This is a genomic window from Acidobacteriota bacterium (genome assembly GCA_035471785.1).
GTDB lineage: Bacteria > Acidobacteriota > UBA6911 > RPQK01 > DATIPO01 > JANQFM01.
The window spans coordinates 1-26,027 of record DATIPQ010000040.1 but is presented as its reverse complement, the minus strand read 5'-3'; the positions used below and the strand labels follow the sequence as shown (position 1 = coordinate 26,027).

The following is a 26,027-nucleotide window of genomic DNA, read 5'->3' as shown; positions in this document are numbered from 1 at the left end:
GGCCGGTCTCAGCGTTGTTCCTCCTCGACGTAGCCTCGACTATGCCTGCGTCGGCGGCCTTGATCTCGACCACAATGGCCTGCCTATAACCAAAATCCCCCAGCTCACAAAGCCCTAGCTGTCAAGAAGACTGCGCAGGACGTAGTGCAGGATGCCTCCGTGACGGTAGTACTGCATTTCATTGGCCGTATCGATGCGGGTCACGACCTTGAAGCTCTTTTCCTGACCGTCCTTTTCGGCTGTGACGGTCAGTTCGCGGCCCGGCTTGAGGCCGTCGTCGAGTCCGCTGATGGTATAGCTTTCCGAGCCGTCCAGCTCAAGGCTCTTGCGTCCTTCGCCCTGCTTGAACTGCAGGGGCAGCACACCCATGCCGATCAGGTTGCTGCGGTGGATGCGCTCGTAGCTCTCGGCGATGACGGCCTTGACACCCAGCAGAAGGGTACCCTTGGCTGCCCAGTCGCGGGAAGAGCCGGTGCCGTATTCCTTGCCGGCGATGACGATCAGCGGGATGCCGCGCTCGCGGTAGCCGTTGGCGGCCTCGAATATGGAAACGGGTTCCTCTTCCCAGTCGACCTTGGTCCAGCCGCCTTCCTTCTCCACCAGCAGGTTGCGCAGGCGGATGTTGCCGAAGGTGCCCCGGACCATCACTTCGTGGTTGCCGCGGCGCGACCCGAAGGAATTGAACTCGTGGGGCTTGACGCCGCGCTCGATCAGGTACTGCCCGGCGGGACCGTTCTTGGGAATCGATCCGGCCGGAGAGATGTGGTCGGTGGTGACCGTATCCCCCAGCAGGGCCAGCACGCGCGCGTCCTTGATTTCGCTGACGGGTTCGGGCTCGGGTCCCATGTCGGCAAAGAAGGTGGGCTGACGGATGTAGGTCGATTCCTCGCTCCATTGGTAACGGTCGCCCTCGGGGATGGGAAGCTGTTTCCACTCCTCGGTTCCGCCGTAAACGTCGGAGTACTTCTCGGCGAACATCGAGCTGTCGAGGCTGCTCGCGATCGTCTCCTGAATCTCCTTGAGGCTGGGCCAGATGTCCTTGAGATAGACGGGTTGGCCGTCGCGGTCGTTGCCCAGGGGTTCGTTGTAAAGGTCGATGTCCATGCGTCCGGCCAGGGCGTAGGCCACCACCAGCGGCGGCGAGGCCAAGTAATTGGCGCGGGTGTCGGGATTGATACGTCCTTCGAAGTTGCGGTTGCCCGAGAGCACCGAGCAGACCACCATGTTGTGTTCGCGCACGGCTTTTGAGATGGGCTCGGGAAGGGGGCCGCTGTTGCCGATGCAGGTGGTGCATCCGTACCCCACCAGGTCGAATCCCAGCAGTTCCAGGTAATGCGTGAGTCCCGATTTGTCCAGGTAGTCGGTGACCACCTTCGATCCGGGAGCCAGGCTGGTCTTGACCCAGGGCTTGCGGTTGAGGCCCTTTTGGGCGGCTTTCTTGGCCAGCAGTCCGGCGCCTACCATGACGGTGGGGTTGGAGGTGTTGGTGCAACTGGTGATGGCCGCGATGACGACGGCGCCGTCCTCAAGCTCGAACGAGGCTGGCTGGCCGGCGTTTTCCTCGGCGCTCAGCTCCACCTTCGTGCAGGTCTTGACGGGAGATTCCATGACGGCCGTTCCTCCGCCGTCGCTGCCTTCTCCCACGGCGATGCGGTAGGTGTCTGAGAAGGTGGTCTCCAGTTCCTTCTCGAAGGCCTGTTTGGCCGAGCTGAGTGCGATGCGGTCCTGGGGACGCTTGGGTCCGGCGATGCTGGGGACCACGTCTTGCAGGTCCAGTTCCAGGCTGTCGCTGTACTCGGCGTCGGGACTGTCCTCGGTATGAAAGAGTCCTTGAGCCTTGCAATAGGCCTCGACCAGCGCAATGCGGTCGTCGCCCCGGTTGGTCAGGCGCAGGTATTTCAGGGTTTCCTCATCGACCGGAGAGATGGCGCAGGTCGATCCGAACTCGGGGGACATGTTGCCCAGGGTGGCCCGGTCGGCCAGCGAGAGCTTGGGCAGGCCCTCTCCGTAGAACTCCACGAACTTGTTGACCACGCCTTTCTTTCGCAGCATTTCGGTGACGGTGAGGACCAGGTCGGTGGCGGTGGCCCCTTCGCGCAGCTTGCCGGTCAGCTTGAATCCCACCACCTGGGGGATGAGCATGCTGATGGGCTGTCCCAGCATGGCGGCCTCGGCCTCGATTCCGCCCACGCCCCAGCCCAGCACTCCCAGGCCGTTGATCATGGTGGTGTGGGAGTCGGTGCCCACCAGGGTGTCGGGATAGGCCAGCCATCCGTCCCCGGTGTCCTTGCCGAAGACCACGCGGGCCAGGAACTCCAGGTTGACCTGGTGGACGATTCCGGTGGCCGGGGGAACCACCTTGAATCCCTCGAAGGCGGTCTGGCCCCAGCGCAGGAAGGCATAGCGCTCGCGGTTGCGCTCGTACTCCCGCTCGACGTTGCGCAAGAAGGCTTCGGTGCTGCCGAAAACGTCCACCTGCACGGAGTGGTCGATGACCAGCTCGGCGGGAACCATGGGGTTGATCTTGGACGGGTCGCCTCCCAGGTCGTCCATGGCATCGCGCATGACGGCCAGATCGACAACGGCGGGGACGCCCGTGAAGTCCTGCAGGAGCACCCGCGAAGGGGTGAAGGCGATCTCGCGGTCGGGCTTGGCCTTTGGATCCCAGTTGATGACGGCTTCGATGTCTCCCCTACTGTCCTCGCCCCCCTCGTGACGGAGCAGGTTCTCCAGCAGGATCTTCATGCAATAGGGCAGGCGCGACACCTTGCCGCCGGTTTGCTGGTCGAGGGCCGTCAGGTCGTAGTAATGGTACTTGCGGCCTGCCGCCTCCAGGGTCTTTCGGATGTTGAAACTGTCTTGGCTTGCGGTTTGCATATTCAAACTCCCTTAAGAGACGGTAAATGCGCGCCGGCGGCAGATCTCTCAGGCCGGCGCGGGATCAGGATTCGATTACTTGCGGCGGTAGATGTGGGTGGCCTGTCCCATGAAGGACTCGGCGGCTTCCATGATCGTCTCCGAGAGGGTGGGGTGGGTGTGGATGGTGGCGGCCAGGTCTTCGGCCACGGCGGCCATCTCGATGGCCAGCGTGCCCTCGGCGATCAGTTCGCCGGCGCCCCGGCCGCAAATGCCCACGCCCATGACGCGTCCGCTCTCGGGCTCGAATATGATCTTGGTGACGCCGTCGGGCCGTCCGATGCTGTGGGCGCGTCCCGAGGCGGCCCAGGGGAAGCGGCGGACTTCGATCTCGATGCCTTCTTCTTTGGCTTCCGTCTCGGTGATTCCCGCCCAGGCCAGTTCAGGATCGGTGAAGACCACCGCCGGAATGGCCACGTTGTCGAAGGCCGCAGGTTCGCCGGCGATGACGTCGGCGGCCACCAGGCCTTCGCGGTTGGCTTTATGGGCCAGCATGGGTTCTCCGGCCACGTCGCCGATGGCGTAGATCTTGGGATCGGACGTCCGGCAGCGGTCGTTGATCTTGATGAAGCCCTTGTCGTCGACTTCGACCTCGGTGTTGTCCAGGCCGATGTCTTCGGAATTGGGCTTGCGTCCCACGGCCACCAGCACTTTCTCGAACTTTTTCTTGCCCTCAACCTCGCCTTCGAGCTCGACTTCGATGCCGCCCTTGACCTCTTTCAAGCCCGTCACTTTGCTCTTGAGGTGGATGGCTTCGAATTGATCGTCGAGGGCCTTCTTGAGGGGCCGCACCAAGTCCTTGTCCACGCCCGGCAGAATGTTGTCCATGAATTCCACCACCGTCACCTTGCTGCCCAGCGAGGCGTAAACCGAACCCATTTCCAGCCCGATGTAGCCGCCTCCAACCACCAGCAGCGTCTTGGGGACATCGGCCAACTCCAGAGCCTCTTTGGAGGTCATCAACCGGTCGCTCTCCAGTTCGATTCCGGGGACCATGGCCGAGCGCGACCCGGTGGCCACGATGCAGTGCTTGTACTTGACTTCCCGCGTCTTGCCCTCTTCGTCTTCCACGGCCAACACATCGGAACTCTTGAAGCTGCCCCGTCCCAGAATCCATTCCACCTTGCGCGACTTGGCCAACTGCTGGGCGCCGCCGGTCATCTGGGTGACCACCTTGTCCTTGAATTCGCGCACCTTGTCGATATCGATCTTGGGCTTGCCGAACTCGACGCCGAAAACCTCTCCGGCATGCTTGGCTTCGTTGATCAGCTCGGAGATATGCAGCAGCGCCTTGGAGGGAATGCACCCTTCATATACACACACCCCGCCCGGCTTCTCGCGCAATTCCACCACCGCCGTCTTGAGCCCATGATCCGCTGCCCGAAACGCCGCCGCATACCCCCCTGGCCCTCCGCCCAAAACCACCACATCGAATTCCAACGTCTCTGCCATCACTTCCGCATCCTTTCCACTCGTCTCTCGAATATGTCTCTCAGCCGCCCAGCCTCCCTCGGAGCGCTAGGCCGCCTGTCGATTTTCCAACCAGGGACCGCACCGACAAAAAAGCGCAAGCCCCCGATTTTCCAGCATTTGCGCGGCCTAGTGTAATACATAAAAGCCGCTTTTTACCAGCCGGCACGCTGCGGTAATAAGTGGGGAATTGACGGTATCCGGCAGACCGGCTCCGACTGGTAACCGGAGGGTTGCAGGTTCGAGTCCTACCTGAGGAGCCAATTCGAAGTTCGAATTGCGAAATTCGAATTTCGAAGTGGCGACCCTTCGCACTTCGCATATCGAACCTCGCACTTTCTCTTCGTCCCCATTCTCTCAAGCAAAATGTCCTGAGTTTTCGCAGTTCTACCTTCTGACAACGTTATAGAAGGCATGAACAACCTACACTCCCAAGACCTGATCGCCCGCGGACTCGGTGCAAGTAAGGAACCCACCGGCAGACAGCGGTTTGGGCGGGGGTGGTACGCCTGCTGGCGGAACGCCAAATGGCGTAGCAAGCAACTGGCCTTGCCACACGTCGAAGCGTACACGCCGCGGGAATAGGTCGGACTCGATTAGCGTAAGCTTGGGTCGTCAGCCGCAGCATCGTGCGGATTGCTGACCTATCCGGAGGGCGAGAGCCAGTCTCTTGGACCCGGTGACTTTTCCCCAAGGCCCACTGGCGTGTTCTAATCGACTAATGAAGCACACGATTGAAGCGGCGTTGAGCGGGCGGGCCAAGTGCAGGGGGTGCGCCCGCAAGATCGAGAAAGACGAGTTGCGGCTGGGCGAGCGGCTGCCCAATCCCTACGCCGAGGACGCCGACATGACCGTGTGGTTTCACGTCGACTGCGGCGCATTCAAGCGGCCTGAGGTGCTGCTGGAGGCTTTGCAGGAGTCCGAGGCGGAGGTCAAAGACAGCAAGCGGTTGCGCGAGGTGGCCCAAGAGAGCGTGGAACACCGTCGCCTGCCGCGGGCCGACGGGGTGGAGCGCTCGCCCACCGGTCGGGCGCGCTGCCGCAGTTGCAGCGAAATGATCGCCAAGGACTCATGGCGCATCCGCCTGGCCTTCTACGAGGAAGGGCGTTTCAATCCCGGGGGTTTCGTGCATCTCGGCTGCTGCCAGGAATACTTCGGCACCACCCACATCCTCGACCGCCTCCTGCACTTCTCAGACCCGCTCGATCCAGATGAAATCGCTGAAATCAGAAGCGGGCTTGCTGATTGAGTTCGATGAAGCCTGCATCGGCGATGTGGCGGCAGGAGGCACAAGTCGGATCGTGTCGAAGCTTCGCCGCATTCGATTTAAGCCCGAGGGCAACCCGCACTGCGGAGTCTTGACTATCCTCTCCAGCACCTACTGGCCTTGGGGCGGGGCCAGCAGGTGCTTGGAGGTGCGCAGGAGGGAGAGGAACTCGGCGCGGTGGCCGTAGGGATCGTAGCCGATGGATGAGCCGGCCAGTTCGTCGGCCAGGTTCCAGTCGGCTTGGCCCATGTGGGGCGATTGGCGCAGGAGCATGCCGAAGACGGCCACCGAGGCGGCGAAGCGCGATTCGGTGTCAGCCGCACGCCAGTCCAGCGGATAGGCGGGGACGATTTCTTGCAAGAGCAGGCTGCTGCTCTCCTGCGGACGCTTGTAGCGCAGCTTGACGGTGGCCAGTTCGCCCGCGGCCGCCTCCGCCGTGGGGACCGTGGGGCGCTGGTAGCGCAGGCCGTCCACCGAGGGCAATTCGGACTCAAGGCCCGCCGGGACGATCTCGTAGAGAGCGGTGACCGAGTGTCCGGCGCCGATCTCTCCGGCGTCCTTGCGGTCGTCGTTGAAATCCTGGGCCTGCAACTGGCGGTTTTCGTAACCGATGAGACGGTAGGCGCCGACTTCCAGGGGATTGAACTCGACCTGTATCTTGACGTCCTTGGCGATGGTCATGAGGCTGCCGCCCATGTCTTCCACCAGCACCTTCTGGGCTTCGCGCAGGGAGTCGATGTAGGCGTACTGGCCGTTGCCGTGGTTGGCCAGTTGCTCCATCTTGGAGTCCTGCAGGTTGCCGCCGCCGAATCCCAGCACGGTCAAGAAGACGCCGCTTTCGCGCTCGCCTTCGATCATCTCGACCAATTCGCCCTCGCTGCTGATGCCGACGTTGAAATCGCCGTCGGTGGCCAGCAGCACACGGTTGATTCCGTCTTCGATGAAATGCTGGCGGGCCGTCTGGTAGGCCAGGCGGATGCCGCTGGCCCCGGCGGTGGAGCCTCCGCTGCGCAGCCGTTCGATGGCCTGCGCGATCTGCTCGCTGCGGGAGCCCGGAGTGGAGGGAAGCACCAATCCGGCCGATCCCGCGTAGGTGACGATGGCCACCCGATCTTCAGGACGGAGGCGCTGGGCCAGGAGGCGGAAGGCCTGCTGAAGCAGGGGCAGCTTGTTGGGCGAAGCCATCGATCCCGAGGTGTCGATCAGGAAAACCAGGTTGGAGGCGGGACGCTGCGATTCGTCGACGCTATAGCCTTGCAATCCGACCCTGAGCAGATAGTGCCGGGGCTGCCAGGGACAGGTCATCAGCCTGGTGTTGACCGAGAAGGGATGCTGGCCGGACGGCTGCGGGTATTCGTATCTGAAGTAGTTGATCAGCTCTTCGATGCGCACGGCGTCGCGGGGCGGGCGGCGGCCCGCCTGGAGAAAGCGGCGCACGTTGGAATAAGAGGCCGTGTCGACATCGATGGAGAAGGTCGAAAGCGGATTCTCCACCGCCCTCTGGAAGGCGTTTTCCTCGATGTGGGAATAGCTCTCGCGGTCGACCGGGGCCGGCTGCGGCGAGTCGGGCAGTGTGGTTATGATCCCGCCCGGCACCCCTCCTACTACCCCGGAGGCGAGATCGCGTACTTCCACGGGGCCGTCGAAGCTCCGGCCACCGACAGGCCTGACCATCAGCGACTCGGGGAGCTGCGAAAGCGAGGCCGAGTCTTGGTCCTTTTTGCGGACCACTTGACGGAACCGTTCAGCCGTGTCAAGGGCCGTCTCCGCTTCTCGTTCCTCCGCTTTCGGCTCACTGGGCGCAGAAACCTTCCTTGTCAGGCGATCTCCTTCGTCCTCAGTCCGCAGTTTGGCAGGATCAGGCTGGGATTCGGCGATGCGCCTCTCATCCTGGCGCTGGGGAAAGGGGCGGGCGGAATCATCCGAGGCAGGGATCGTGCGCCGGGCTTCCTGGGCCATCTGTTCCGCTACCTGAGCCGGAGGCCGGGCTTCGTTGGAGTTCGCGCTCTGGGTTGTGTCCAGAAAGCCGTCGACCTCACCCGCGGGCTCCTTAGTCGAGGGCAGGGCTACAAAAAGCCCGAGGGCTATGACCAGAGAGGCCGCCAACGCCATAGCCTCCTGCCGGTACCGTAAGATGAACCAGGGCTGGTCGGGGGCCGCCGATTCCAGAATCTCTTCCCGGCGCTCCGGGTCCAGCCGCAGTTGAGGGGGATCGGCCAGTTCCTGGGAGAGCAGGTCGGAAGCGGCGCGCAGGGATTCCAGCTCGGCTCGCAAGCCGGCATCCTGCTCCAGCAGGCGCTCGAATTCCCGTCGTTGGTCGTCTTCAAGTTCGCCCAGGATATAAGCGGTCAGGCGGGGGTCGTCGTATTTATTCATTGAACACTCCGGATCTGCGGTCGAGGCGAGGCAGGCGCAGCAAGCTTGCTGCGGACGTCTTTGAGAACGGTGTGAAGGATGAAACCCACGTTGCTTTCAGAGAGCCCGGTGATGGCGGCGATGCGCCGGTAGCTGAATCCATGCTCGTATTTGAGCAGAACCACCTCGCGCTTGCGGCGGGGCAGCTTCTCCAGCAGGCTTTCCACCTGGGACAGCCCCTCGCGCACCTCCAGGCGGCGTAAGGGGGAAGGTTCGCCGGCGGGGTGCTGATCGAGGGGCTTGTCCTCATCCCGGAAGCGGCTCTCGGTTCGAATCACGTCCAGCGCGCGGTTGCGGCAGACGGTGTAGAGCCAGGGAGCCAAGTGCCCGTTGAGGTGGGCCGGGTCTTCCCGGCACAGTCGGAAGAAGACTTCCTGAACCACGTCGCGGGCTTCCTCCGGGTCTCCCAGCAAACGCCAGGCGTAACGTATCAGACGTTCTTGATAGCGTTCAATCGCTTTCTCGATCCAATCAGTATCGGACTTGCGTGTCTGGGAGAGGTCTCTTCTCACGGCCTTTACGTCCTTTCCTGGGCATAACGCGGCAGCGGAGAATTTCTTAGAGACTTCGACCCTCTGGACGGGAAAAAGTTCATTTTTGGGGAGGCGCATCCTCTGCGGCGACGGCCGCGGCGGTGTGAAGTGGCTGGATGCCGCCCCTTGGCAGGATTCGCCGGCGGACGCAGAAAAGCCCGAGCAACGCCAGGAGCCGCATGGCCAAGAGCATGTCGGCAAAGGGGCGCCGCTCGGGCGCGTAAGGCGTCACCGCGACGGGCAATGACCGCCTCGCCAGGCTGCGGATGGTGTCAGCAGGCTCCGGTGGTGCTGACCGCTTCAGACTCGGACTCGTCTTCCATCTGGGGGCAGTTGTAGACGCGTTTCAGGGTGGGCGCGTCTTTATCCTGCTCGCTCATCTCCTCGATGATCTGCCCCAGGCGTTCCTTCATTTCATGAAAGGCGGGACGGTCGACGATGACCTCTTGCTTGTCGGGAAGGATGGTCATCTCGCGGAACGTCACCGACATGCGTTTGTAAAAGGGCGGATGGGTGCGGAACCAGCTCAGGCCGGTGATGTAGCCTTCTTCCTGGGCGATGCGGCTGAAGAAGCTGACAAATCCAGAGGTGTCATAGCCGGCGTCCCACAGGTACTGGGTGCCCAGTATGTCGGCCTCCTCCTCGAAGTCTCTGGAGACTCCCAGCAGCGTCAGGTTGAGAACCAACCCCAAACCCACGAATCCGTACTGGAGCGCGTAATAGGTGGCGATGGAGGAGGCTCCTCCGGTCAGAACCAGGGCGGCCACCTGGGCGGCCTGCAGGATGATGTTGGCGATCTGCGCGTCCGACATGAGACGGTTTCCGTGACGAGCCGCGGCGTGGGCGATCTCATGGGCCACCACGCCGGCCAATTCGGACTCCTTTTCGGCCTTCGTGATCAGTCCGCTGTTGATGAAGAGGAAGCCGCCGGGCAGGGCGAAGGCATTGATCTCTTCGCTCTTCAGCACGTGCAGCTTGAGGGGGACGCGCAAGTCGGAATGGCGGGCTATGCGGTTGGCCAGGTCGTTCATGTAGGACATGACCTCGGAATCTTCCACTTCAGGCGGCAGAAGGTCGCGTTCTTTAAGCCGCTGAATCGCTTCGCGGCCGGTCTCGACGTCCTCTTTCTGGTTCTCGAAAGGCCCGGAGCGGAAACCGATGTCGCGGAAGGCGGAAAACTTGCGTTCCACGACCTCGCCGCTTTCGATCTTGGCTTGAAGTTGGCGGTACTCCTCGGGCCATTCCCTGAGGACCTTGACCTTGGCTTTTTTGTTGTCGTATCTGACGTCCAAGCCTTGGTCGAGGGCTAATTCGATCTCGTTGAGTTCCTTGCGCAGATGCTGAATCTTGCAGTGCAGCCGGTGCCGTTTTTCGGAAGCCTGCGGCGTCTCCTCGGTGTTGCGGTTCATGTCCTCAAGCTGCTCTTGAGCGTTGTCGATCTCGTCCTCGATGCGGTCCTTTTCGTCTTCGAGGCGGTCTTTTTCGCGGTCCTTTTCATCTTCCAACCGCTCTTCGAGTTCCTCCAGCGGGCGCTGAGGGAAGTTCCATTCAGGCGCATTCCTGAAGAGTTCGAGGTAAGACCGGTCCAGATACTGGCGCAGGTCCTCCGCCGAAGGGGCGGCCTCTTGCTTTCCCGAGCCCGCCAACAACAGGGAAAGCGGGCTGTAGACGGGAAAGAGGATGAGCATCAGGACGGCTGTCGCTTTTCTGAAATTGAATCTACGTAACATGGTTTTACTCTCTTATTGGGAACTGGTGGGAAGGTATTCGACTTCTTCGCCGATCCAGTATTTCTGGCGGTACTGCAACTCGACGCCATCCTCGTCCGGCTGTCCGTCTCCGTCCAAATCGACTAGGACCTTGATTTTTCGTTCCACCTCGTCTTCGTCGGTTGTCAGAGGACGGGTCGGCAGGTAGCCCAGGGTGTACTGGAAGCGCAGCATGGCCGCGATGGACTCCAGGACGCTGTCGTAGGCGCCCTGAAAGCGCACGCTGTAAAAGCGGCCTCCCGACTCCTCGGCCAGCACCCGCAGTTGATTCTGGGCCTGGCGGAATCTGATTCTCTGAGCCCCGCTCATGTATTGCGAGTAGCGGACGAAGAGGCTTTCGCCGACTCCAAGAGCGTAGATGGGAACGCCTGAATTAGCGGCGATGCGGCGGGCTTGACCGTAGTTGATGCGGCTGAAGCCGTCGATGCCCGAGGCGATGAGAAGCACGGCCGTGCGGCCTTCCACATTGGCCAGGCCTTTGTACTGGACGTTATCCAGAACGCCGCCCACCAGCGTGAACTTGACGGCGTCGAAGAGGGCCCCCTCGCTCAGCGCAGGCGGGTTGCGGGCGATCACGCGGACCTGGTCGAGCAAGGCTTGTTCATTGCGGGTGAAGTCGGTGAGCAGGTGAGGCTTGCGATCAAAGGCGATGATGGCGGCGTAATCGTCATTGCCCATGATTTGGGAGACGAACATGCCGGCGGGCCGGTAGACCTCGCGTTTGAGGTATTGGACGGTCTCGCTGTCTTCCAGAAGCAAGACTATCGTCAGGGGCTCCTCGGTTCCCCGGGTGAAGCTGGTGACCTCCTGGCGTTGGCCGTCTTCATAGACGATGAAGTTGTCGCGGCCGAGGTCGGTGACAAGGCGTGTCTCGCCGTCCTCGTCCTTCAAGACCACTACAGGCACCCGCACCGTTTGGGCTTCGACCCGGATGGGTTGCTGATTCTCCGGCATCGGGGCCGGCTGCTCAGACTGGGCGACGCTCCAGCAAGCGAATCCTGTAGTGAAGGTCAGCAGCGCCAGCCAGAAGGTTGCCGGCCTCAGTCCTGATCGGTCGTTTAGTAATCGCATTTGGAACCGTTCACGCAAGTGTCGTTCCAAACGCTGAACGGCCCGCCATCCGTCACGAGTGTCCTAAAGTATTGCCGGCAAGGGAAAAATGTCCTAGGTAAAGATTACGCATAAGCCAGCAGAACAATAACTGAGTCGAACCAAGAGGCGACCGCTGAACTTTTCAGAACTCCAGATCCCTCAGGTACTGGTAGCTGGCGCGGATGTCGGCCAGGGGGTCGTCGCCGGGTTGGTCGTTTTCGACGAAGTAGTGGACCGTGCCGGCTTGGGGGATTTTTTTGAAGATGCGCGGGAAGTCGATGATTCCTTGGCCGACGGGGGTGAATCCCTGCTGGGGAGTGTCGTCCATGTCCTTGACGTGGAAAAGCTTGAAGCGGCCCGGGTAGCGGCGGAAGTAGTCGAGGGGGTCCTTGCCGGCCTTGGTGATCCAGAAGAGGTCGAGTTCGATGTCGACATAGTCGGGATCGCATTCCTCCAGCATCAGGTCCATGGGGATCTTGCCCTCGACCGGCTCAAACTCGAAGTCGTGGTTGTGGTAGGCCAACCTGAGGCCTTCTTCGTTGCAGGTCCGGCCGGCCTGGTTGAGGGTCTGGCAGACCTGGCGGAAGCCCTCCAGAGTGCGCAACTCCTCTCCCAGCCAGGGCACCACGAGGAAGCGGCTTCCCACCGTCCTGGCGAACTCCATCTCATCAGAGAGGTTTTCCTGGATGCGTTGCAGAGGCACGTGGCTGGAGGGGCCGGTCATCCCCACTTCATCGAGAAGGGCTTTCACCTGGGAGGCCTCACGGCCGAAGAAGCCGGCGAACTCCACTTCCTGGTATCCCACCTGGGACACCTTGCGGATAGTCCCTTCGAAGTCATCCTTCATCAGATCGCGCACGGTGTAGAGCTGCACTCCGATGGGACGCAGCATCTTGGCCGGCGAGGGGAGGAAGGGAAGGGCCGAGGCTACGGCGGTGGTTTCCAGGAATTGTCGTCGGTTCATGGCGTGGTCCTTCTCTAGGGCCACCAGGTGGCCAACAAGTTCACACAAGTGTCAAGCTTCAGTGACCGCGGTGAAGGCCCAATTGCTCTCGGCGGTCTGAGGCTGCTCGCTACTTTTATCTCACGCTTTTCAGCGTTCTTTGCTTGCCCTGTCAAAACCCAGGGTGACGCCCCGTCTCGCTGCGCTCGCCTGGGCTTAACGTGGGCTAGCGAAAGGGCTAGCGAATCTGTCCCTTTCAGATACTATTCCAGGCCTTAGACTTCTCCGTTGGCCAGCGCCTTTGCAGCGTAGTCGGCCGCTCGGGCCGTCAGCGCCATGTAGGTGATGGACGGGTTCTGGTTGGCGGAGGAGGTCATGCAGGCGCCGTCGGTGACGAAGACGTTGGGGACGTCGTGGCACTGGTTGTAGGCGTTGAGCACCGAAGTCTTGGGATCGCGTCCCATGCGGGCGGTTCCCATCTCGTGAATGGTCAGCCCCGGCGCATTGTTCTCGAGGAAGGGAACGATGCCCTTGGCGCCCGCGGCATCCAGCATTTCGGCAGCCGACTCGCGCATGTCGTTGAGCATGGCGCGTTCGTTCTCGCGCCATTTGCAGGAGATCTTGAGGACGGGAATGCCCCAGCGGTCCTTCTTGTCGGGATCGATGGTGACCCGGTTGTCGGGATTGGGCAGGCATTCTCCGAAACCGTAGAGGCGCATCTGCCAGGGACCGTATTCCTTGAGGCTGTTCTTGAAGTCGACGCCGAATCCGGGCGTGACCAGGCCGCGCTCCCAGCGGGGACGGAAGGCTCCTCCCTGGTAGGCGTATCCTCTGAGAAAATCGCCGTGAGGACGGGTGACGTTGCGGTAGCGGGCCAGGTAGATGCCGTTGGGCCGCTGAGAAAAGTACTCCTGATCTTCCCAGCCTTCAATGGTGCCCACGGCTCCGCCGCCCATGATGTGGTCCATCAGGTTGCGTCCCAGTTGACCCGAGGAATTAGCCAGGCCGTCGGGGAAATGGCTGTCGGCGGAATTAAGCAGGATGCGGGCCGATTCCAGAGCCGAGGCGCAGAGGAAGATGATCTTGCCGCGGATCTCGATGTCCTGCATGGTGATGCCGTCAACGATGTTGACGCTTGAAGCCTTGCCGCTCTCAGGATCGAAATTGAGGCTGCGCACGACGCTGTAGGGACGCAGGTTAAGGCGTCCGGTGGCGCGGGCCGCGGGAAGAGTGGAACTGAGGCTGGAGAAGTAGGAGCCGGTGATGCATCCGCGGTGGCAGGGGCCGCAATAATGGCAGGCGGCGCGCCCGTTGTGGCTCTGGGTGATGATGGCGGCGCGTCCGATGGTGAGCAGCCGCTCGCCGCCGTACTTGTCCAGCAGTTGCTCGCGCACGTGGTGCTCGACGCAGTTGAGGTCCATGGGAGGCAGGAACTGCCCGTCGGGAAGATGGTCGAGTCCTTCGGCGGCTCCCGTCACTCCGATGAAGCGCTCCACGTGGTCGTACCAGGGGGCGATGTCCCGGTAGCGGATGGGCCAGTCGATGCCATGTCCGTCTTTGGCGTTGGCTTCGAAGTCGAGGTCGCTCCAGCGGTAGACCTGGCGTCCCCACATGATGGAACGGCCGCCTACCTGGCGTCCCCGAATCCAGTGAAAAGGCTCGTCCTCATCGAAGCTGTAGGGATTCTCGAGGTCGTTGACGAAGAACTTGGAGGCCCAGCCTTCGCAGGCGCCGCAGAGGCGCTGGATGTGACGGGTGCGGGCGTCCTCGGGGCTGAGCATGCCCCGATAAGGCAAGTCCCAGGCAGGCAGGTGCTCCACGTAGTCGCGTCCCGGGTCGATGGGGGGGCCGGCTTCCAGGACCAGCGTTTCCAGTCCTTTTTCGGTGAGTTCCTTTGCCGCCCATCCGCCCGAGATACCCGAGCCGACCACGATCGCGTCCCATACCTTCGGCTGCATAACATTGGCCATGAACTTCTCTCCGGCTATCCGTTTTGACGGCACCCGATGTACTGCCCGGGTATCACTTTCCAGCCCAATTCCTCCACCATCCCCTCCTGGGAGGTGTAGTAGGCGAAAAGGGTCATCCACTTGAGCATGTGAAAATAATGACGAATGGGAGGCGAGAAGACGCCCCAGCTTATGGAGCCGCTTCCCGCTTCTTTGGAGAGGCGGATCGCTTCCGCCTCTTCTTCCTGCAGGATCTCGATCTGCGCGTCTTCCTGGCAGTCGATGAAATCGGCTGAGAAGCGTTGCTGACACTTGGCGTCGAGGGAGGCCAGCCCGCGCAGGAAGAAATCTTTCTGGTTCTGGGGGTACCATTCGCTGAGCAGGCGGTCCATGAACTCGTTGGCACCCACGTCCAGGGCCCCCGCCGTGTCGGTGGGCGGGATGATCATGTCGGCGATCTTGCTCACCGTGCGGTCCTGGTGGGCATCCAAGGTGCGGAACACGTGCAGGGCCTGGGGCGCGGCGGCGGGCGCCGAGGAGGCCGGCCGATGCAGAGCGTGCCCCAGAGCAAGCAATTCGCTGGAAGAAAGTCCGGCCAGGGCCGGGACGCCCAAAGCCGCCCCCATTTGCTTCAAAAGGTCTCTTCGCTTCATTGTTCCTCCTCGTCCGCTGCCGGCTGGCCCTCCTCTTGGGCGGGCCAGACAAGCAGGTTGCGGTAGCGGATGGCCTCGTGATCGCCTTGCAGCATGATCGGTCCGCGGCCGTCCTCGGCGCTGCTCAGGGCGCCGCCCGTAATGCCGGGGATCTCTTCGTCTTCGATGATGGTGACCCCGTTGCAGACGACCGTTACGGTGCGTCCGACCAGCGTGATCTCGTAGCGGTTCCACTCTTGGGGCGGCCGGCAGGCCATCTCGCTGGGCGTGATGAATCCGTAGAGTCCGCCGCACCGGTGGCTGTCCGGCTCCTTGCCGTGATCGTCCTGAATCTGCACCTCGTACTGTCCCCGCAGATAGACTCCCGAGTTGCTGCCTGGAGGCATCCAGAACTCCACCTGGAGCTTGAAGTCGCCGAATTCGCGCCGGGTGATGAGGTCGACGCTGGGGGGCTGATTGGATAGCACCCCGTCTTCAAAGCTCCATCCGTCGGGACCGTCCTCCACGCGCAGCGTCCATCCCTCGAGTCCCTGGGCCAGCAGATCGATGGGCTCTTCCGCAAAGGACACCGGCCCCGGACGGTCCAGTTCCGGCGCCGGAACGGCCCTGAAGGGCACCATGCTGCCGTCGGCGGCGTTGGTTTCACCTATGATCTTCCCATCTTCAGGGCGTCCCTCGAAAACCATGTCGCTGGAGTGGGATTCCCACTGGACGGGCAGGGAAAAGCGCAATTGCTGTTCGCCGACTTCCAGTTGCTGGATGGGCCGGGCGCTGCCGAACCGTCCCACGAAGCGGCCGCTGGGACCGTCCTCTCCGGCAGTGATCTCGAACCATGAGGGGTAGGAGCCTTGAGGATGCTGGACTTCAACGTCCCAACGTCCGTAGGCCCAGGCGGCGGAGTCTCCGGCGCTGTCTGCGGAACCGTCCTCCGGTCCCGCTGCGCAGCCTGCCGCCAATAAACCTAGAGCGATCAAAAGAATCTGGCGGATGTAGTGCATCGTGTTTAAAGGTCTCGAGGGTGAAGAGACGGTCATCTTCTACCACAAAACGCCGCATAAGGAAAGAGATTAGCGGGATCTTGCCGAGCGGCTCGACGTGTATAATCGAGGACTTTCAGGCGATGAACAAACAGAACATCCTGGTCGTCGACGACGAACTGGCCAACCTGCAAAAACTGAAACGGACCTTCATGCGGGATTTTGCCGTCCAGGAGGCCAAGAGCGGTGAGGAAGCCCTCGAGTTTTTGAGGCGCGACCGCTTCGACGTCATCATTACCGACCAGCGAATGCCCGGCATCAGCGGCGTCGACCTGCTCAGGGAATCGCTGAGCCGCTCCCCTCAGGCCATCCGCATCATCCTTACGGGGTATGCCGACGTCGAAAACCTGATGGAGGCCATCAACCTGGGCCAGGTGCACCGCTACGTGACCAAGCCCTGGGAACCCTTCTCGTTGCGGCAGACGGTTTTGCAGGACCTCGACCACTGGCGCCTCAAGCGCGAGAACCAGCTTCTGGCCGAACAGTTGCGCATCGCCAAAGAAGTCCAGCTCCAGCTCTTTCCTCAGCGTTATCCCAGCCTGCGTTCACTGGAATACTACGGCGTCTGCCACTCGGCCCGCGAGGTGGGAGGCGATTATTACGACTTCCTGCGCCTCAATCCCGAGGAATTGTGGATGGCAGTCGGCGACATTTCGGGAAAGGGCATTTCGGCCGCGCTGCTTATGGCCAACCTGCAGGCTCTTCTGCGCAGCCGGGCTCCCTTGCATGGCTCCTCTCAGGCCAAGCTGGTTGACGACGTCAATCGAGCCCTCTACGAGACCACCGGGGACAGCAAGTTCGCCTCGCTCTTCTGCGGTCTTTACGACGGACTGTCGCGGCGCCTGCACTACGTCAACGCGGGCCACTGCCCGCCCATCCTGCTGAGAAAGCGGGAAGGGAGCGCCAGAGAACCTGAGTTGCTCGAAGCCACGGGAACCTTGTTGGGCCTTTTCTCCGAGTCGCGCTATGAGCAGCAAACCGTCGAGCTGCATCCCGGCGACGTCCTGCTCGTTCACACCGACGGCGTCACCGAGGCCTTCGATCATCAGTTGCAGGAATTCGGCGAAGAGCGCTTGCGGCAGTTGGCCCTGGAGCACGCCGATCTGCCTCCGGCTGAGCTGGCTCAGCGCATCGTCGATGCCGTCAACGGCTTCACCGGCGATCCTGATCACCGCGACGACTTGACTCTGGTGTTGGCGCGCGTGATTTGAAACAGGCCCCACAGCGCTACTCGCACTATTCGGCTCGCAAGGCCTGGATCGGCTCAACCTGGACGGCCCGGCGGGCGGGAAGAAAGGCGGCGGCCAGGGCGGCGGCAGGCAAGCCCACTGTCATGACGGCGAAAGTCCAGGGGTCGAGGGGGTTGACGCCGTGCAGAGAAGCACTCAGTGCCTGGGTGGCGATGAGCGCGCCCGCCACCCCGAGGAGCGTCCCCGCCGAGGCCATCGCCAGCGCCTGGGACAGCACCTGCCGCAGGATGCGTGCGCGTCCGGCGCCCAGGGCCATGCGCAAGCCGATCTCCTGAGTACGGGCGGCCACGCTGCAGGAGATGACGCCGTAGAGTCCGATCAAGGCCAGAGTCACTGCCAGAGCCGCGAAGACACCGATCAGCGAAAGGCTGAAGCGGGTGTGGGTGAGGGAGCGGTCCACGTAGTGTTGCAGAGGCAGCACGTCGGCCATCCCCAAATCGGGGTCGAGTTGGTTGAGGGCCTGGCGGACGGCTACCCGCAAGTCGGCTCCGGGAGGCCCCTTGACCGCCACGTCCATGAAGCTGGTGAAGACGCACAGTTCGGGAGCGAAGTAGATGGTGGGCCGCTCTTCCAGGGTGGGAAACACGTTGCGGACGTGCTCGATCACTCCCACAACCCGCATTTGCAGCGGATTGGCATGAGGCGGGCGCTGCTCGGGCAGGATGCTCAGGGTGCGTCCCAGCGCTTCCCGCGGGTCGCTGCCGGGCCAGGCTTTGCGGGCCAGGGCCTCGTCGATGACGGCTACCGTGAGGGCCTGCCGGTACTCCTCGCCGCGCAGGGTGCGCCCGGCCAGGAAACGGGCGCCGACGGCCTGAAAGTAACCGGGAGTGACGATGCGGTAATCGGCCGAGAGGGAAGGCTTGAGCGGATCGTCCTGCAGCCGCCAGATAGGGCCCGTCCACCAGCCGCCGCTCATGGGGATGTGCAGTATGCTGCCCGCGGCTTCGACTTGAGGCCGCCGTTCGAGTTCCTCCTCCAGGCGGTGGAAGAAGTCGGCTTGCTGGCGGGGTTGGGTGTAGCGGCCGAAGGGCAGTGAGATGTTGAGCGTGAGCACTCCGCGAGGTTGGAATCCCAGGTCGGCGGAGCGCAGGCTCTCGAAGGTTCGCAGCAGCAATCCCGCCCCCACCAGCAGGATGAGCGATAGAGCCACCTGAGCGATGACCAGCAGCCTCTGCAGGCGTCCCCGGCCTGTTCCCGTCCCGCTGCGTCCGCTGCGGCGCAGCACTGAAACCAGGTCGGGACGCGAGACGCGCATGGCGGGGAGCAATCCGAAAAGCAGGGCCGACCCCAGGCACAAGGCCAGCGTAAAGGCCAGCACGCGGCCGTCCAGCGACACCTCTTCCACCCGCGGCAGGTTTTCCTGATTGAGGTAGAGCAGCCCTTGCAGCCCCCACACCGCCAGCAGCAGACCGCCCGCTCCGCCGGCCACGGCCAGCAGCAGGCTTTCGGCCAGCATTTGACGCAGGATGGCGATGCGTCCCGCGCCCAGCGCGGCCCGGATGCTGATCTCCCGCCGCCGTGCCGCCGAGCGCGCCAGCAGCAGGTTGGCCACGTTGGCGCAGGCGATGAGCAGCACGAAGAGGACGGCGCCCTGCAAGGCCGTCAGGGCCGGCTGCACTTCCTCCAGAAGATCGTTGCGCAGGGGCGCCAGTTCGAACTCGAATCCGCTTTGCTCAAGCACCTGATGGGTCTGGCGGAGGTGCTGCGAGAGGACCTGGGCCTGCTGCCGGGCTTGGGCCAGCGAGATCTGCGGCTTGAGGCGTCCCACGATGCGGATGGTGCGCAAATCGCGGGGCCAGGCGGGCACGTCGGTGACCAGCGGCCACCAGGCGTCCAACTCGACGCTGATGCCCAGATCGGCTTGCCTGAGCAGGCGGAAGAAGCGGAAATCGGGCGGCATGACGGCGACCACCTGCATGGGCGCCCCGTTCACCTCCACCTTGCGTCCCAGGATGGCCGGGTCGCCTCCGAAGCGGCTCTGCCACAGGCCATGGCTGAGAATCAGCGGAGCCACCAGACGCAGCCGCTGCTGGCGGGCCCTGGTCAGAAGTTCGACGTCGCGGCGGGTGAACTCGCGGCCCATCAGCGGCTCTACCCCCAGCACGGAAAAGAAGCCGTGGCTGATGCTGGCCACCTTGATCTGGCTGGGCGGACCGTCTCCCGTCAGGTTGACGCCGAAGGGATAGGCCAAGGCCGCCACCTCCTCCAGAAAGGTGTTGTCGTCGCGCAAGTCGCGGAAATTGGGCATCGAGGTGGAGTCGCGCTCTACGTTGTTGCCCGTCAGCCGGGTCCAGATCAGGACCAGCCGTTGGGGATCGCGAAAGGGCAGGGGATTGATCAGAACGCTGTTGACCACGCTGAAGATGGCGCTGTTGGCCCCGATTCCCAAGGCCAGGGTGAGGATCATCACCAGGGTGAGTCCGGGACGCTTGAGCAGGACTCTCCAGGCGAAGCGCAGGTCGCGCGCGAAGGAACGGGGCTGCCACTCGGCCGAGCCTGAAGGAGCCTCTTTGCCCTTCGCGGCGAGCGCTGTCTCCCGCCGAGGTTGCGGCGGCTCGCGGACGAACAGCTCGTCGAAAGCGAGAGCGAGTCCACGCGTCAGTTTGCGACGCGTCCGCCGGGTGGGGTAGGGCCGCTTGCCCGACATCAGCATCGACAGATGAGGAGCGCTCAAGCCCAATTTGGCGGCCAAGTCCCTCTGAGACAGTCCGCTGCGGGCGGCCTCCTTCTGCAGTCGCTGATGGTCCAGGCGCGGGCGCATGACGACTAGCGTAGCCCCCGCGGACCCGTTTCCGTCAAGCCCCCGCCGGAAAATCTGTTTACGGCGGTTAACAGAGGCTCGGCCGCCACTTCAGTCGACCATGGCCTGGTAGACCAGAGCGCGCAGCTTGCCATGGTCGTAAATGCGTCCGGCGGGTATGAGCTGAGTGAAGTAGACCACCACCAGATCTTCCTGGGGATCGACCCAGTAGGAGGAGTGGTAGGCTCCGCCCCAGCCGAACTCGCCCAGCGATCCCGTGACTCCGCGGGCGCCCAAGTCTTTGACGACGGAAAAACCGAGTCCGAAGCCGACTCCTGGCGAGATTTCCATATCGTTCAAATGATCGACAGTCATAAGCTGTACGCTCTTGCGGCTGAGGATGCGGGTGCCGTTGAGTTCACCGCCGTTGAGCATCATCTGCAGGAAGAGCGCATAGTTGTCTGCGGTCGAGAGCAGTCCCGCGCCCCCCGAGAAGCTCTTGCGGGGGCCGTCGAGGTAAGCTCCCTGACCCACCATTCCGCCGGGATCAGGAGCCCTCTCCAGTCCATTCTCGGTGGCTGAATAGACCACGCTGAGGCGATCGCGCTTCTCTTCCGGAAGGTAGAAATGAGTGTCCTCCATTCCCAGCGGATCGAGGATCTTGCGACGCAGGAATTCGTCCAGGCCGAGTCCGCTCACGCGCTCGATGAGCGCTCCCAGAATGTCTGTGGAGTAGCCATAGACGAAGCGTTCGCCGGGCTGGGCGTCGATGGGCAGCTTGGCCAGTCGGGAGACGGTGTCGCCGATAGGTTCGTCACGGTCGGCGAAGTACCATCCCTGGATGCCGGCCTCCTGCCAAAGATCTTTTGCGGGGCCGTATCCGTAACCGATGCCCGCCGTGTGGGTGAGAAGGTCGCGGATGAGGATGGGCCGTTTGGCTTTGACGATCTCGTAACCAGGCTCTCCTTCGGCTTCGCCGTCCTGGGGCTCTATGGCCACGGCCACGGTGGTGTCTTTGAATTCGGGAAGGTAGAAAGCCAACGGCTCAGAGATGACCAACTCGCCCTCTTCCTGCAAGATCATCACCCCCGCGCTGACCAGCGCCTTGGTCTGGGAGGCAATGCGGAAGACGGCGTCGCTTCTCATGGGATCGGAGGCTTCCAGGTCGCGGTAGCCGAACGCTCTCAGGTAGGCCACCTTGCCATGGCGGGCCACCAGCGCCACCCCTCCGGCCAACTCGCCTTGCTCAGCGTACTCCTCCAGAGTCTCAGCCAGCCTCTCCAACCGTTGCGACGACAGCCCTACCTCTTCAGGACTCTCAGCCCGGGGAAGCTGGGCCCAAAGAAACGGCTGAAGCAACAGGGCCAGGCTCAGCCACAAAACTTTCAAGCGCGCGTGAATCATGGTCATTCCTTCTCCTTCGAGGGGATCTTAGCGGAAACTGTTGCTGCACGCGTTGGACTCTTGCACTCAGGCCTTCCGGCCAGCATGAACATCCGGCTGACGCTAAGTTGACCCTGAGAATCGAATGCCTCCGCGGTTTAGGTGAGTACCCCGGCAGCTTGGGTCCTTGTATTCTGGAGCGGGTCAGAGGATCATGAAGGCTATGAGCGATAAGGGTGCATATCGGCCACCTTATGATCTCACTCCGGCTCTTCTGCGCTTGGTGGGTGAAATCGGCGAGGAGATTGGGCGCTACAGCGCTTTGGCTGAGAGTCGCCTGACGCCGCGGCTTCGCAGGGAAAACCGCATCCGTACCATTCAGGCTTCGCTTGCCATCGAGAACAACACCCTGACAGTGGAGCAGGTCTCGGCCGTCATCGAGGGCAAGCGCGTGCTGGGCCATCCACGCGAGATTCAGGAGGTTCGCAACGCCTTCGCCGCCTATGAGGCGATGGAGAATTGGAAGCCTGCTTCAAAGGATGATCTCTTGACGGCTCACCGCATTCTGATGAGCGGATTGGTGGATCATCCTGGGCAGTTTCGCAAGGGCGGGGTGGGCATCTTCCGAGGCCGGGAACTGGTGCACATGGCGCCGCCTGCTCAACGAGTGCCGCAATTGATGGCCGATCTGCTTGGATGGCTTGAAGAGACGGAAGAGCATCCGCTAGTGGCCAGTTGCGTCTTTCATTACGAGGTTGAGTTCATTCATCCTTTCAGCGACGGCAATGGACGAATGGGGCGGCTCTGGCAGACGCTGATCTTGCGCCAGTGGAAACCTCTTCTGGCCTTCTTGCCGGTTGAAACCCTGGTTCGTGACCGACAAGACGAATACTATCGTGTGCTGGCCGTGTCGGATGAGGGAGCCGACTGCACGGTTTTCGTTGAGTTCATGCTGACCGCCCTGCTTGATTCCCTGCGAGAAGCCTTGGCCGCCGAGCCGAGCCCCCTAAGCGGGCGCGAACCGACCAAGTACCGACCAAGTACCGACCAAGTAGCACAACTCATAAGGGCACTTGGAGAAAGCGACTTAGGGGCGGGCGAACTCATGGCTAAGCTAGACCTTTCTCACCGCCCCACCTTCCGGGAAAACTACTTGAACCCGGCTCTTGAGGAAGATTGGATCGAACGCACTCAACCCGCCTCGCCCCGCAGCCCCACCCAGCGCTACCGCCTCACCGACAAAGCGCGCCGCTGGCTCGACGCACCAGGTCAGAAATGAATCTCCCCCTCTTTCGCGCACCTGCGGGACGAACCTCAGTTGAGAAGTACCGAAGCTCTCTCGTCGACGAGCTTAAAGAGAGCCTGCCGCCCCACGCCCAGCCTCCTGGCACCCTCGGTCACGGACAGCTTCCTGCGGCTTGAGGCAGTCCTCGCGCACGATTGCGCCCGGATGGACAGGGTTCATGATCGCCAAGTCAGCTTCCCGACGGTCCTCAAGGCCGACAACATCCGCCCCCCATTGGAGGCTCAGAGGGACTTCACGTCCTTGTAAAGACGTTTGAAGGCGACAGCGCGGATAGACTCGGTGAGGGGGAAGGTGTGTTCTCCGGCGTGGATGACGTCGAGGGAATTCAGTCCTAGGGATTTGAATGCCGAATGCATCGAGCGGGTCGATTTGGGTGAGGTGGTGCGTTTGAACTCGAATCCCAGCCGGCGCTGGCCGCGGATGACCAGCAAGTCGAGTTCGGCTCCGGAGTGGGTGGCCCAGAAGTAGCACTCCTCGCGCCGGGCGCCCAGGCGCCGCACGACCTGCTGCAGCGCGAATCCCTCCCACGAAGCGCCCACCTTGGGATGCCCCCCCAGCTCCTCCTGGTTTTCCAGGCCCAGGAGGGCGTGAAGCAGTCCCGAATCTTCAAGGTAGATCTTGGGTGACTTGACCTGCCGCTTGTCGATGTTCTCGAACCAAGGCGGCAGTTGGCGCACGACCAGCGCCCCCGAGAGCACGTCGAGGTAGCGCCGCACGGTCGTCGCCGACACCCCGAATGCACGCGCTAGTTCGGCCCCGTTGAAAACTTGGGCATGGTAATGAGCCAGCATGCGCCAAAACCGGTGCAGGGTCGAGGAGGGAATCTGAATTCCCAGTTGGGGGATGTCTCTCTCCAGGAAGGTCTGGACGAAGCCCCGCCGCCATTCGGCGCTGCCCTCCTCGGATTCCGCCAGGAAGGAGCGCGGAAACCCGCCGCGCCGCCACAGCCTGTCGCGCTGGCTCACTCCGACCTCGTCCAAGTCGAAACCGTCCAAGCGATGAAAGACGATTCGACCGGCCAGCGATTCAGACCCCTGGCGCAGAAGATCCGGCGAAGCGCTGCCCAGAATCAAGAACCTCGCCTCTGAATCCGGTCTGTCCACCAGCACCCTTAGGACAGGAAAAAGATCGGGCCGCCGCTGGACTTCGTCGATGACCACCAACCCCCGCAAGCCCCCTAAAGCAAGCTTAGGCTCCTCCAACCGAGCCAGATCGTCGGGATCTTCCAGATCGAAGCGCACGGTTTCCCCTTCGAATCCCGCCATGATCTGCCGCGCCAGGGTGGTCTTCCCCACCTGCCGAGCCCCTAAAATGGCCACAACCGGATTCCGCTCCAACCTCCCCCGAACCTCCCGAAGATGCCGCTCCCGATCAATCATGCTTCCAGTTTACCCTGAAAATCAAACGCCGCCCGCTCGATTTTCGAGGTTGACCCAGACTTCCTAGGCGAACGCCCATTCTTTTTGACCGCGTGGCTACATGAGGCTACAGTGCGGTATGGACACAGTCGGCATCCGGGAATTGAAGGACCGTCTCAGCCAGTACATACGGCTCAACACGGCCTCGCTGATCCCGGAAACCGCCATTCTCGCCCTCGACAAGCGCCTGCGCCGCTGCGCCCTGGCCTTGGGCCTCCAGTTGCTCCCTCCGGCTAGGCAGCGCCGATGACGGAGGCCCTGAAAATCTGAACGCCGACGGCTCGATTTTCAAGTTTGCGAGCGCCCAGAACATCCGGCTGACACTAAGTTGACACAGTTGACACTGAGAATCGAATGCCTCCGCGGTTTAGATGGGTAGGCGCTGACAGACGAGTCGCTCCTAGTCGCACCCGGTGGCAATTGCCAAGGCCAGGCAGACCTCCTCCATCTTTTGGCGGTCAAGCGAGCCGAGGAAGTTTCGCAGTTCTTGTTTGGGGACCGTGAAGAGATTGCAGAGGTTCACGCAGGAAACCTGCTTGAGGCCCTCGTCGGGGCCGACCTGCACTTCAGTCGGCGAACCGCGCAACGTCGACGTGACTGCCGCCACCGTGACCGTGTGCAGCACGTCGATCAAGCCTTGCCGACTGATTACCAGCAGCGGGCGCCGTTTCTCTGGCCTGGGACGGTCCAGAAGCCAGATCTCTCCCCGGTTCAATCTTCGGGCCATGCCTGCGCTCCCACCAGGTCAGAGATCTCGTCAAGCATGCCGTCGGCTTGGCCCGAATAAGCCTGGGAGATTCTCTCGTCAACGCGGCGCCGCTCTTTAGCGCTCAAATAGAGCCTGACGGCTGATCGAATAAACGCCGACCGCCCCTTCTCACGGGCTTCCGGGTCCGCATCCACCTTGCGCAACAACTCCCCATCCATCGAGATCTGCACTGGTTTCACTGCCATGATGGCATTATGCAACAAGTTCTTTATGGTGTCTACTGTTGGGTAGCGGATGCCCTTTGGTCGAGTGTGACCGGGCTTTTCACTGTGCTCGCCCCCGCGCGCCCGCATCGACTGCGCTACACTTGCTTTCATGAAGATCCACACCCGTTTCCCGGTAACCGTGTGCTTGATGTTGCTCGTGGTCTACGGTTCGCCGCTTTCAGCCAGCGGGCCGCCGACGAGCGTTGCTCACCAGCAGCGGTCTGGCCTTGAAGATAACGCCGAATTGCGCCGGATGTACGAGGCCGATCAAAGTGCCCGGCAATCGGTCGACGACATCGATTGGACGCAGTTGATGGCTGAAGACGAAAGGCGCCGCCAGCGGGTGATGGAAATGGCGGAAGAAGGCTTGATTAAAACCGCGGCAGATCATTATCACGCCGCCATGATCCTGCAGCATGGAAACGGGTCCGAAGACTACAAGATGGCTCACGAATTGGCCTCCGAGGCCGTCCGCATGGATCCTGCTCACAAGTCGGCCCGCTGGCTCTCCTGCGCCGCCGAAGACCGCTGGCTGCACAGCTTGGGCAAAGCCCAGATCTGGGGTACTCAGTTCAGACGCGAGGACATGGACAGCCCTTGGACCATGGAGCCTTTCGACCGCGACGCCAAGACCGACCAAGAGCGCATCGCCTGCGGAGTCCGCACCTTAGAGGAGTCCATGCAGCGCCTGGATGAAATGAACCGCCGGCTAGAAGAAAAGAAGCCCTAGGCAGCAGGCTGGGTCGCGATCTCGTTCGACCAATTGACCCGATTGAAGAACTCACGCCAAACTGCCTGATGGCTAGGCAGCGTTGATGCGGTCGACTTTGATCTCGTCTTCCAGGTGCCTTGAGGCGGCCAAGTCGTAGGCCATCTGCATTCCGAGCCAGGTTTCCGGAGTCGACCCGAAC

20 protein-coding genes are annotated in these 26,027 nt (G+C 62.2%); 5 read left to right on the top strand and 15 right to left on the bottom strand.

The genetic code is table 11. From position 1 onward, the window contains the following. Positions 1-114: 114 nt before the first annotated feature. Positions 115-2,877: an aconitate hydratase AcnA gene (acnA, locus tag VLU25_06520; protein ID HSR67578.1), complete on the bottom strand. Its 2,763-nt coding sequence runs from the start codon at positions 2,875-2,877 to the stop codon at positions 115-117. 75 nt (positions 2,878-2,952) lie between these two features. Continuing rightward, positions 2,953-4,368: a dihydrolipoyl dehydrogenase gene (gene lpdA, locus VLU25_06515; GenBank protein HSR67577.1), complete on the bottom strand. Its 1,416-nt coding sequence runs from the start codon at positions 4,366-4,368 to the stop codon at positions 2,953-2,955. 739 nt (positions 4,369-5,107) lie between these two features. On the opposite strand from lpdA, the gene VLU25_06510 reads away from it, so the two are divergent. Continuing rightward, positions 5,108-5,635 carry a hypothetical protein gene (locus VLU25_06510; GenBank protein ID HSR67576.1) on the top strand — a complete coding sequence of 176 codons (528 nt, stop codon included), beginning with the start codon at positions 5,108-5,110 and terminating at the stop codon, positions 5,633-5,635. Between the two features lie 129 nt (positions 5,636-5,764). Here the strand turns inward: VLU25_06510 and VLU25_06505 are convergent, their stop codons facing one another. The 8 genes from VLU25_06505 to VLU25_06470 form a co-directional block, all read right to left on the bottom strand. Continuing rightward, positions 5,765-8,029 carry a von Willebrand factor type A domain-containing protein gene (locus tag VLU25_06505; protein HSR67575.1) on the bottom strand — a complete coding sequence of 755 codons (2,265 nt, stop codon included), beginning with the start codon at positions 8,027-8,029 and terminating at the stop codon, positions 5,765-5,767. Beyond that, positions 8,026-8,580, bottom strand: coding sequence for a sigma-70 family RNA polymerase sigma factor (locus VLU25_06500; GenBank protein ID HSR67574.1), 555 nt, complete (start codon positions 8,578-8,580; stop codon positions 8,026-8,028). The genes VLU25_06505 and VLU25_06500 overlap by 4 nt, the downstream gene beginning before the upstream one ends. A gap of 293 nt (positions 8,581-8,873) precedes the next feature. Further along, positions 8,874-10,331, bottom strand: coding sequence for a M48 family metalloprotease (locus VLU25_06495; protein HSR67573.1), 1,458 nt, complete (start codon positions 10,329-10,331; stop codon positions 8,874-8,876). Positions 10,332-10,343: 12 nt separating this feature from the next. Then, a complete protein-coding gene (locus tag VLU25_06490) occupies positions 10,344-11,441 on the bottom strand; it encodes a VWA domain-containing protein (protein ID HSR67572.1) in 1,098 nt (365 codons plus the stop codon). Between the two features lie 163 nt (positions 11,442-11,604). Further along, the gene (locus VLU25_06485) at positions 11,605-12,426 is read right to left on the bottom strand and encodes a TIM barrel protein (GenBank protein ID HSR67571.1); all 822 of its coding nucleotides are present in this window, start codon (positions 12,424-12,426) and stop codon (positions 11,605-11,607) included. 254 nt (positions 12,427-12,680) lie between these two features. Beyond that, the gene (locus VLU25_06480) at positions 12,681-14,375 is read right to left on the bottom strand and encodes a GMC family oxidoreductase (GenBank protein HSR67570.1); all 1,695 of its coding nucleotides are present in this window, start codon (positions 14,373-14,375) and stop codon (positions 12,681-12,683) included. A gap of 14 nt (positions 14,376-14,389) precedes the next feature. After that, complete coding sequence (locus VLU25_06475; GenBank protein HSR67569.1) at positions 14,390-15,007, bottom strand: gluconate 2-dehydrogenase subunit 3 family protein; 618 nt, start codon at positions 15,005-15,007, stop codon at positions 14,390-14,392. Then, positions 15,004-16,005, bottom strand: a complete 1,002-nt coding sequence (locus VLU25_06470; protein HSR67568.1) for a DUF1080 domain-containing protein — start codon at positions 16,003-16,005, stop codon at positions 15,004-15,006. Before VLU25_06470 ends, VLU25_06475 begins: the two co-directional genes overlap by 4 nt. 122 nt (positions 16,006-16,127) lie before the next feature. Here VLU25_06470 and VLU25_06465 point away from each other — a divergent pair, with 122 nt between their 5' ends. Further along, positions 16,128-17,255, top strand: a complete 1,128-nt coding sequence (locus VLU25_06465) for a SpoIIE family protein phosphatase (GenBank protein ID HSR67567.1) — start codon at positions 16,128-16,130, stop codon at positions 17,253-17,255. A gap of 25 nt (positions 17,256-17,280) precedes the next feature. Here VLU25_06465 and VLU25_06460 read toward each other — a convergent pair whose 3' ends face one another. Then, the gene (locus VLU25_06460) at positions 17,281-20,055 is read right to left on the bottom strand and encodes an ADOP family duplicated permease (protein HSR67566.1); all 2,775 of its coding nucleotides are present in this window, start codon (positions 20,053-20,055) and stop codon (positions 17,281-17,283) included. Between the two features lie 90 nt (positions 20,056-20,145). After that, a complete protein-coding gene (locus VLU25_06455) occupies positions 20,146-21,438 on the bottom strand; it encodes a serine hydrolase domain-containing protein (GenBank protein ID HSR67565.1) in 1,293 nt (430 codons plus the stop codon). 202 nt (positions 21,439-21,640) lie between these two features. Here VLU25_06455 and VLU25_06450 point away from each other — a divergent pair, with 202 nt between their 5' ends. Next, positions 21,641-22,696: a Fic family protein gene (locus VLU25_06450; protein HSR67564.1), complete on the top strand. Its 1,056-nt coding sequence runs from the start codon at positions 21,641-21,643 to the stop codon at positions 22,694-22,696. A gap of 248 nt (positions 22,697-22,944) precedes the next feature. Here VLU25_06450 and VLU25_06445 read toward each other — a convergent pair whose 3' ends face one another. Further along, the gene (locus tag VLU25_06445) at positions 22,945-24,102 is read right to left on the bottom strand and encodes an ATP-binding protein (GenBank protein ID HSR67563.1); all 1,158 of its coding nucleotides are present in this window, start codon (positions 24,100-24,102) and stop codon (positions 22,945-22,947) included. Between the two features lie 118 nt (positions 24,103-24,220). Between VLU25_06445 and VLU25_06440 the strand changes: the two genes are divergently transcribed. Continuing rightward, positions 24,221-24,391, top strand: coding sequence for a hypothetical protein (locus VLU25_06440; GenBank protein ID HSR67562.1), 171 nt, complete (start codon positions 24,221-24,223; stop codon positions 24,389-24,391). A gap of 150 nt (positions 24,392-24,541) precedes the next feature. Here VLU25_06440 and VLU25_06435 read toward each other — a convergent pair whose 3' ends face one another. Both VLU25_06435 and VLU25_06430 read right to left on the bottom strand, forming a co-directional pair. Next, entirely contained in the window at positions 24,542-24,868 is a 327-nt protein-coding gene (locus tag VLU25_06435; protein ID HSR67561.1) for a type II toxin-antitoxin system PemK/MazF family toxin, read from the bottom strand. Further along, positions 24,853-25,227, bottom strand: a complete 375-nt coding sequence (locus VLU25_06430) for a ribbon-helix-helix domain-containing protein (GenBank protein HSR67560.1) — start codon at positions 25,225-25,227, stop codon at positions 24,853-24,855. The genes VLU25_06435 and VLU25_06430 overlap by 16 nt, the downstream gene beginning before the upstream one ends. Here VLU25_06430 and VLU25_06425 point away from each other — a divergent pair. Then, a complete protein-coding gene (locus VLU25_06425; GenBank protein HSR67559.1) occupies positions 25,226-25,846 on the top strand; it encodes a hypothetical protein in 621 nt (206 codons plus the stop codon). The genes VLU25_06430 and VLU25_06425 overlap by 2 nt on opposite strands. Positions 25,847-26,027 lie beyond the last annotated feature (181 nt).

Bases quoted from the DNA above. Each gene is read 5' to 3' on its own strand.
- acnA (HSR67578.1), bottom strand. From the start codon at position 2,877: ATGCAAACCGCAAGCCAAGACAGTTTCAACATCCGAAAGACCCTGGAG.
- lpdA (HSR67577.1), bottom strand. From the start codon at position 4,368: ATGGCAGAGACGTTGGAATTCGATGTGGTGGTTTTGGGCGGAGGGCCA.
- VLU25_06510 (HSR67576.1), top strand. From the start codon at position 5,108: ATGAAGCACACGATTGAAGCGGCGTTGAGCGGGCGGGCCAAGTGCAGG.
- VLU25_06505 (HSR67575.1), bottom strand. From the start codon at position 8,029: ATGAATAAATACGACGACCCCCGCCTGACCGCTTATATCCTGGGCGAA.
- VLU25_06495 (HSR67573.1), bottom strand. From the start codon at position 10,331: ATGTTACGTAGATTCAATTTCAGAAAAGCGACAGCCGTCCTGATGCTC.
- VLU25_06490 (HSR67572.1), bottom strand. From the start codon at position 11,441: ATGCGATTACTAAACGACCGATCAGGACTGAGGCCGGCAACCTTCTGG.
- VLU25_06485 (HSR67571.1), bottom strand. From the start codon at position 12,426: ATGAACCGACGACAATTCCTGGAAACCACCGCCGTAGCCTCGGCCCTT.
- VLU25_06480 (HSR67570.1), bottom strand. From the start codon at position 14,375: ATGGCCAATGTTATGCAGCCGAAGGTATGGGACGCGATCGTGGTCGGC.
- VLU25_06475 (HSR67569.1), bottom strand. From the start codon at position 15,007: ATGAAGCGAAGAGACCTTTTGAAGCAAATGGGGGCGGCTTTGGGCGTC.
- VLU25_06470 (HSR67568.1), bottom strand. From the start codon at position 16,005: ATGCACTACATCCGCCAGATTCTTTTGATCGCTCTAGGTTTATTGGCG.
- VLU25_06465 (HSR67567.1), top strand. From the start codon at position 16,128: ATGAACAAACAGAACATCCTGGTCGTCGACGACGAACTGGCCAACCTG.
- VLU25_06460 (HSR67566.1), bottom strand. From the start codon at position 20,055: ATGCGCCCGCGCCTGGACCATCAGCGACTGCAGAAGGAGGCCGCCCGC.
- VLU25_06455 (HSR67565.1), bottom strand. From the start codon at position 21,438: ATGATTCACGCGCGCTTGAAAGTTTTGTGGCTGAGCCTGGCCCTGTTG.
- VLU25_06450 (HSR67564.1), top strand. From the start codon at position 21,641: ATGAGCGATAAGGGTGCATATCGGCCACCTTATGATCTCACTCCGGCT.
- VLU25_06445 (HSR67563.1), bottom strand. From the start codon at position 24,102: ATGATTGATCGGGAGCGGCATCTTCGGGAGGTTCGGGGGAGGTTGGAG.
- VLU25_06440 (HSR67562.1), top strand. From the start codon at position 24,221: ATGGACACAGTCGGCATCCGGGAATTGAAGGACCGTCTCAGCCAGTAC.
- VLU25_06435 (HSR67561.1), bottom strand. From the start codon at position 24,868: ATGGCCCGAAGATTGAACCGGGGAGAGATCTGGCTTCTGGACCGTCCC.
- VLU25_06425 (HSR67559.1), top strand. From the start codon at position 25,226: ATGAAGATCCACACCCGTTTCCCGGTAACCGTGTGCTTGATGTTGCTC.
- VLU25_06430 (HSR67560.1), bottom strand. From the start codon at position 25,227: ATGAAAGCAAGTGTAGCGCAGTCGATGCGGGCGCGCGGGGGCGAGCAC.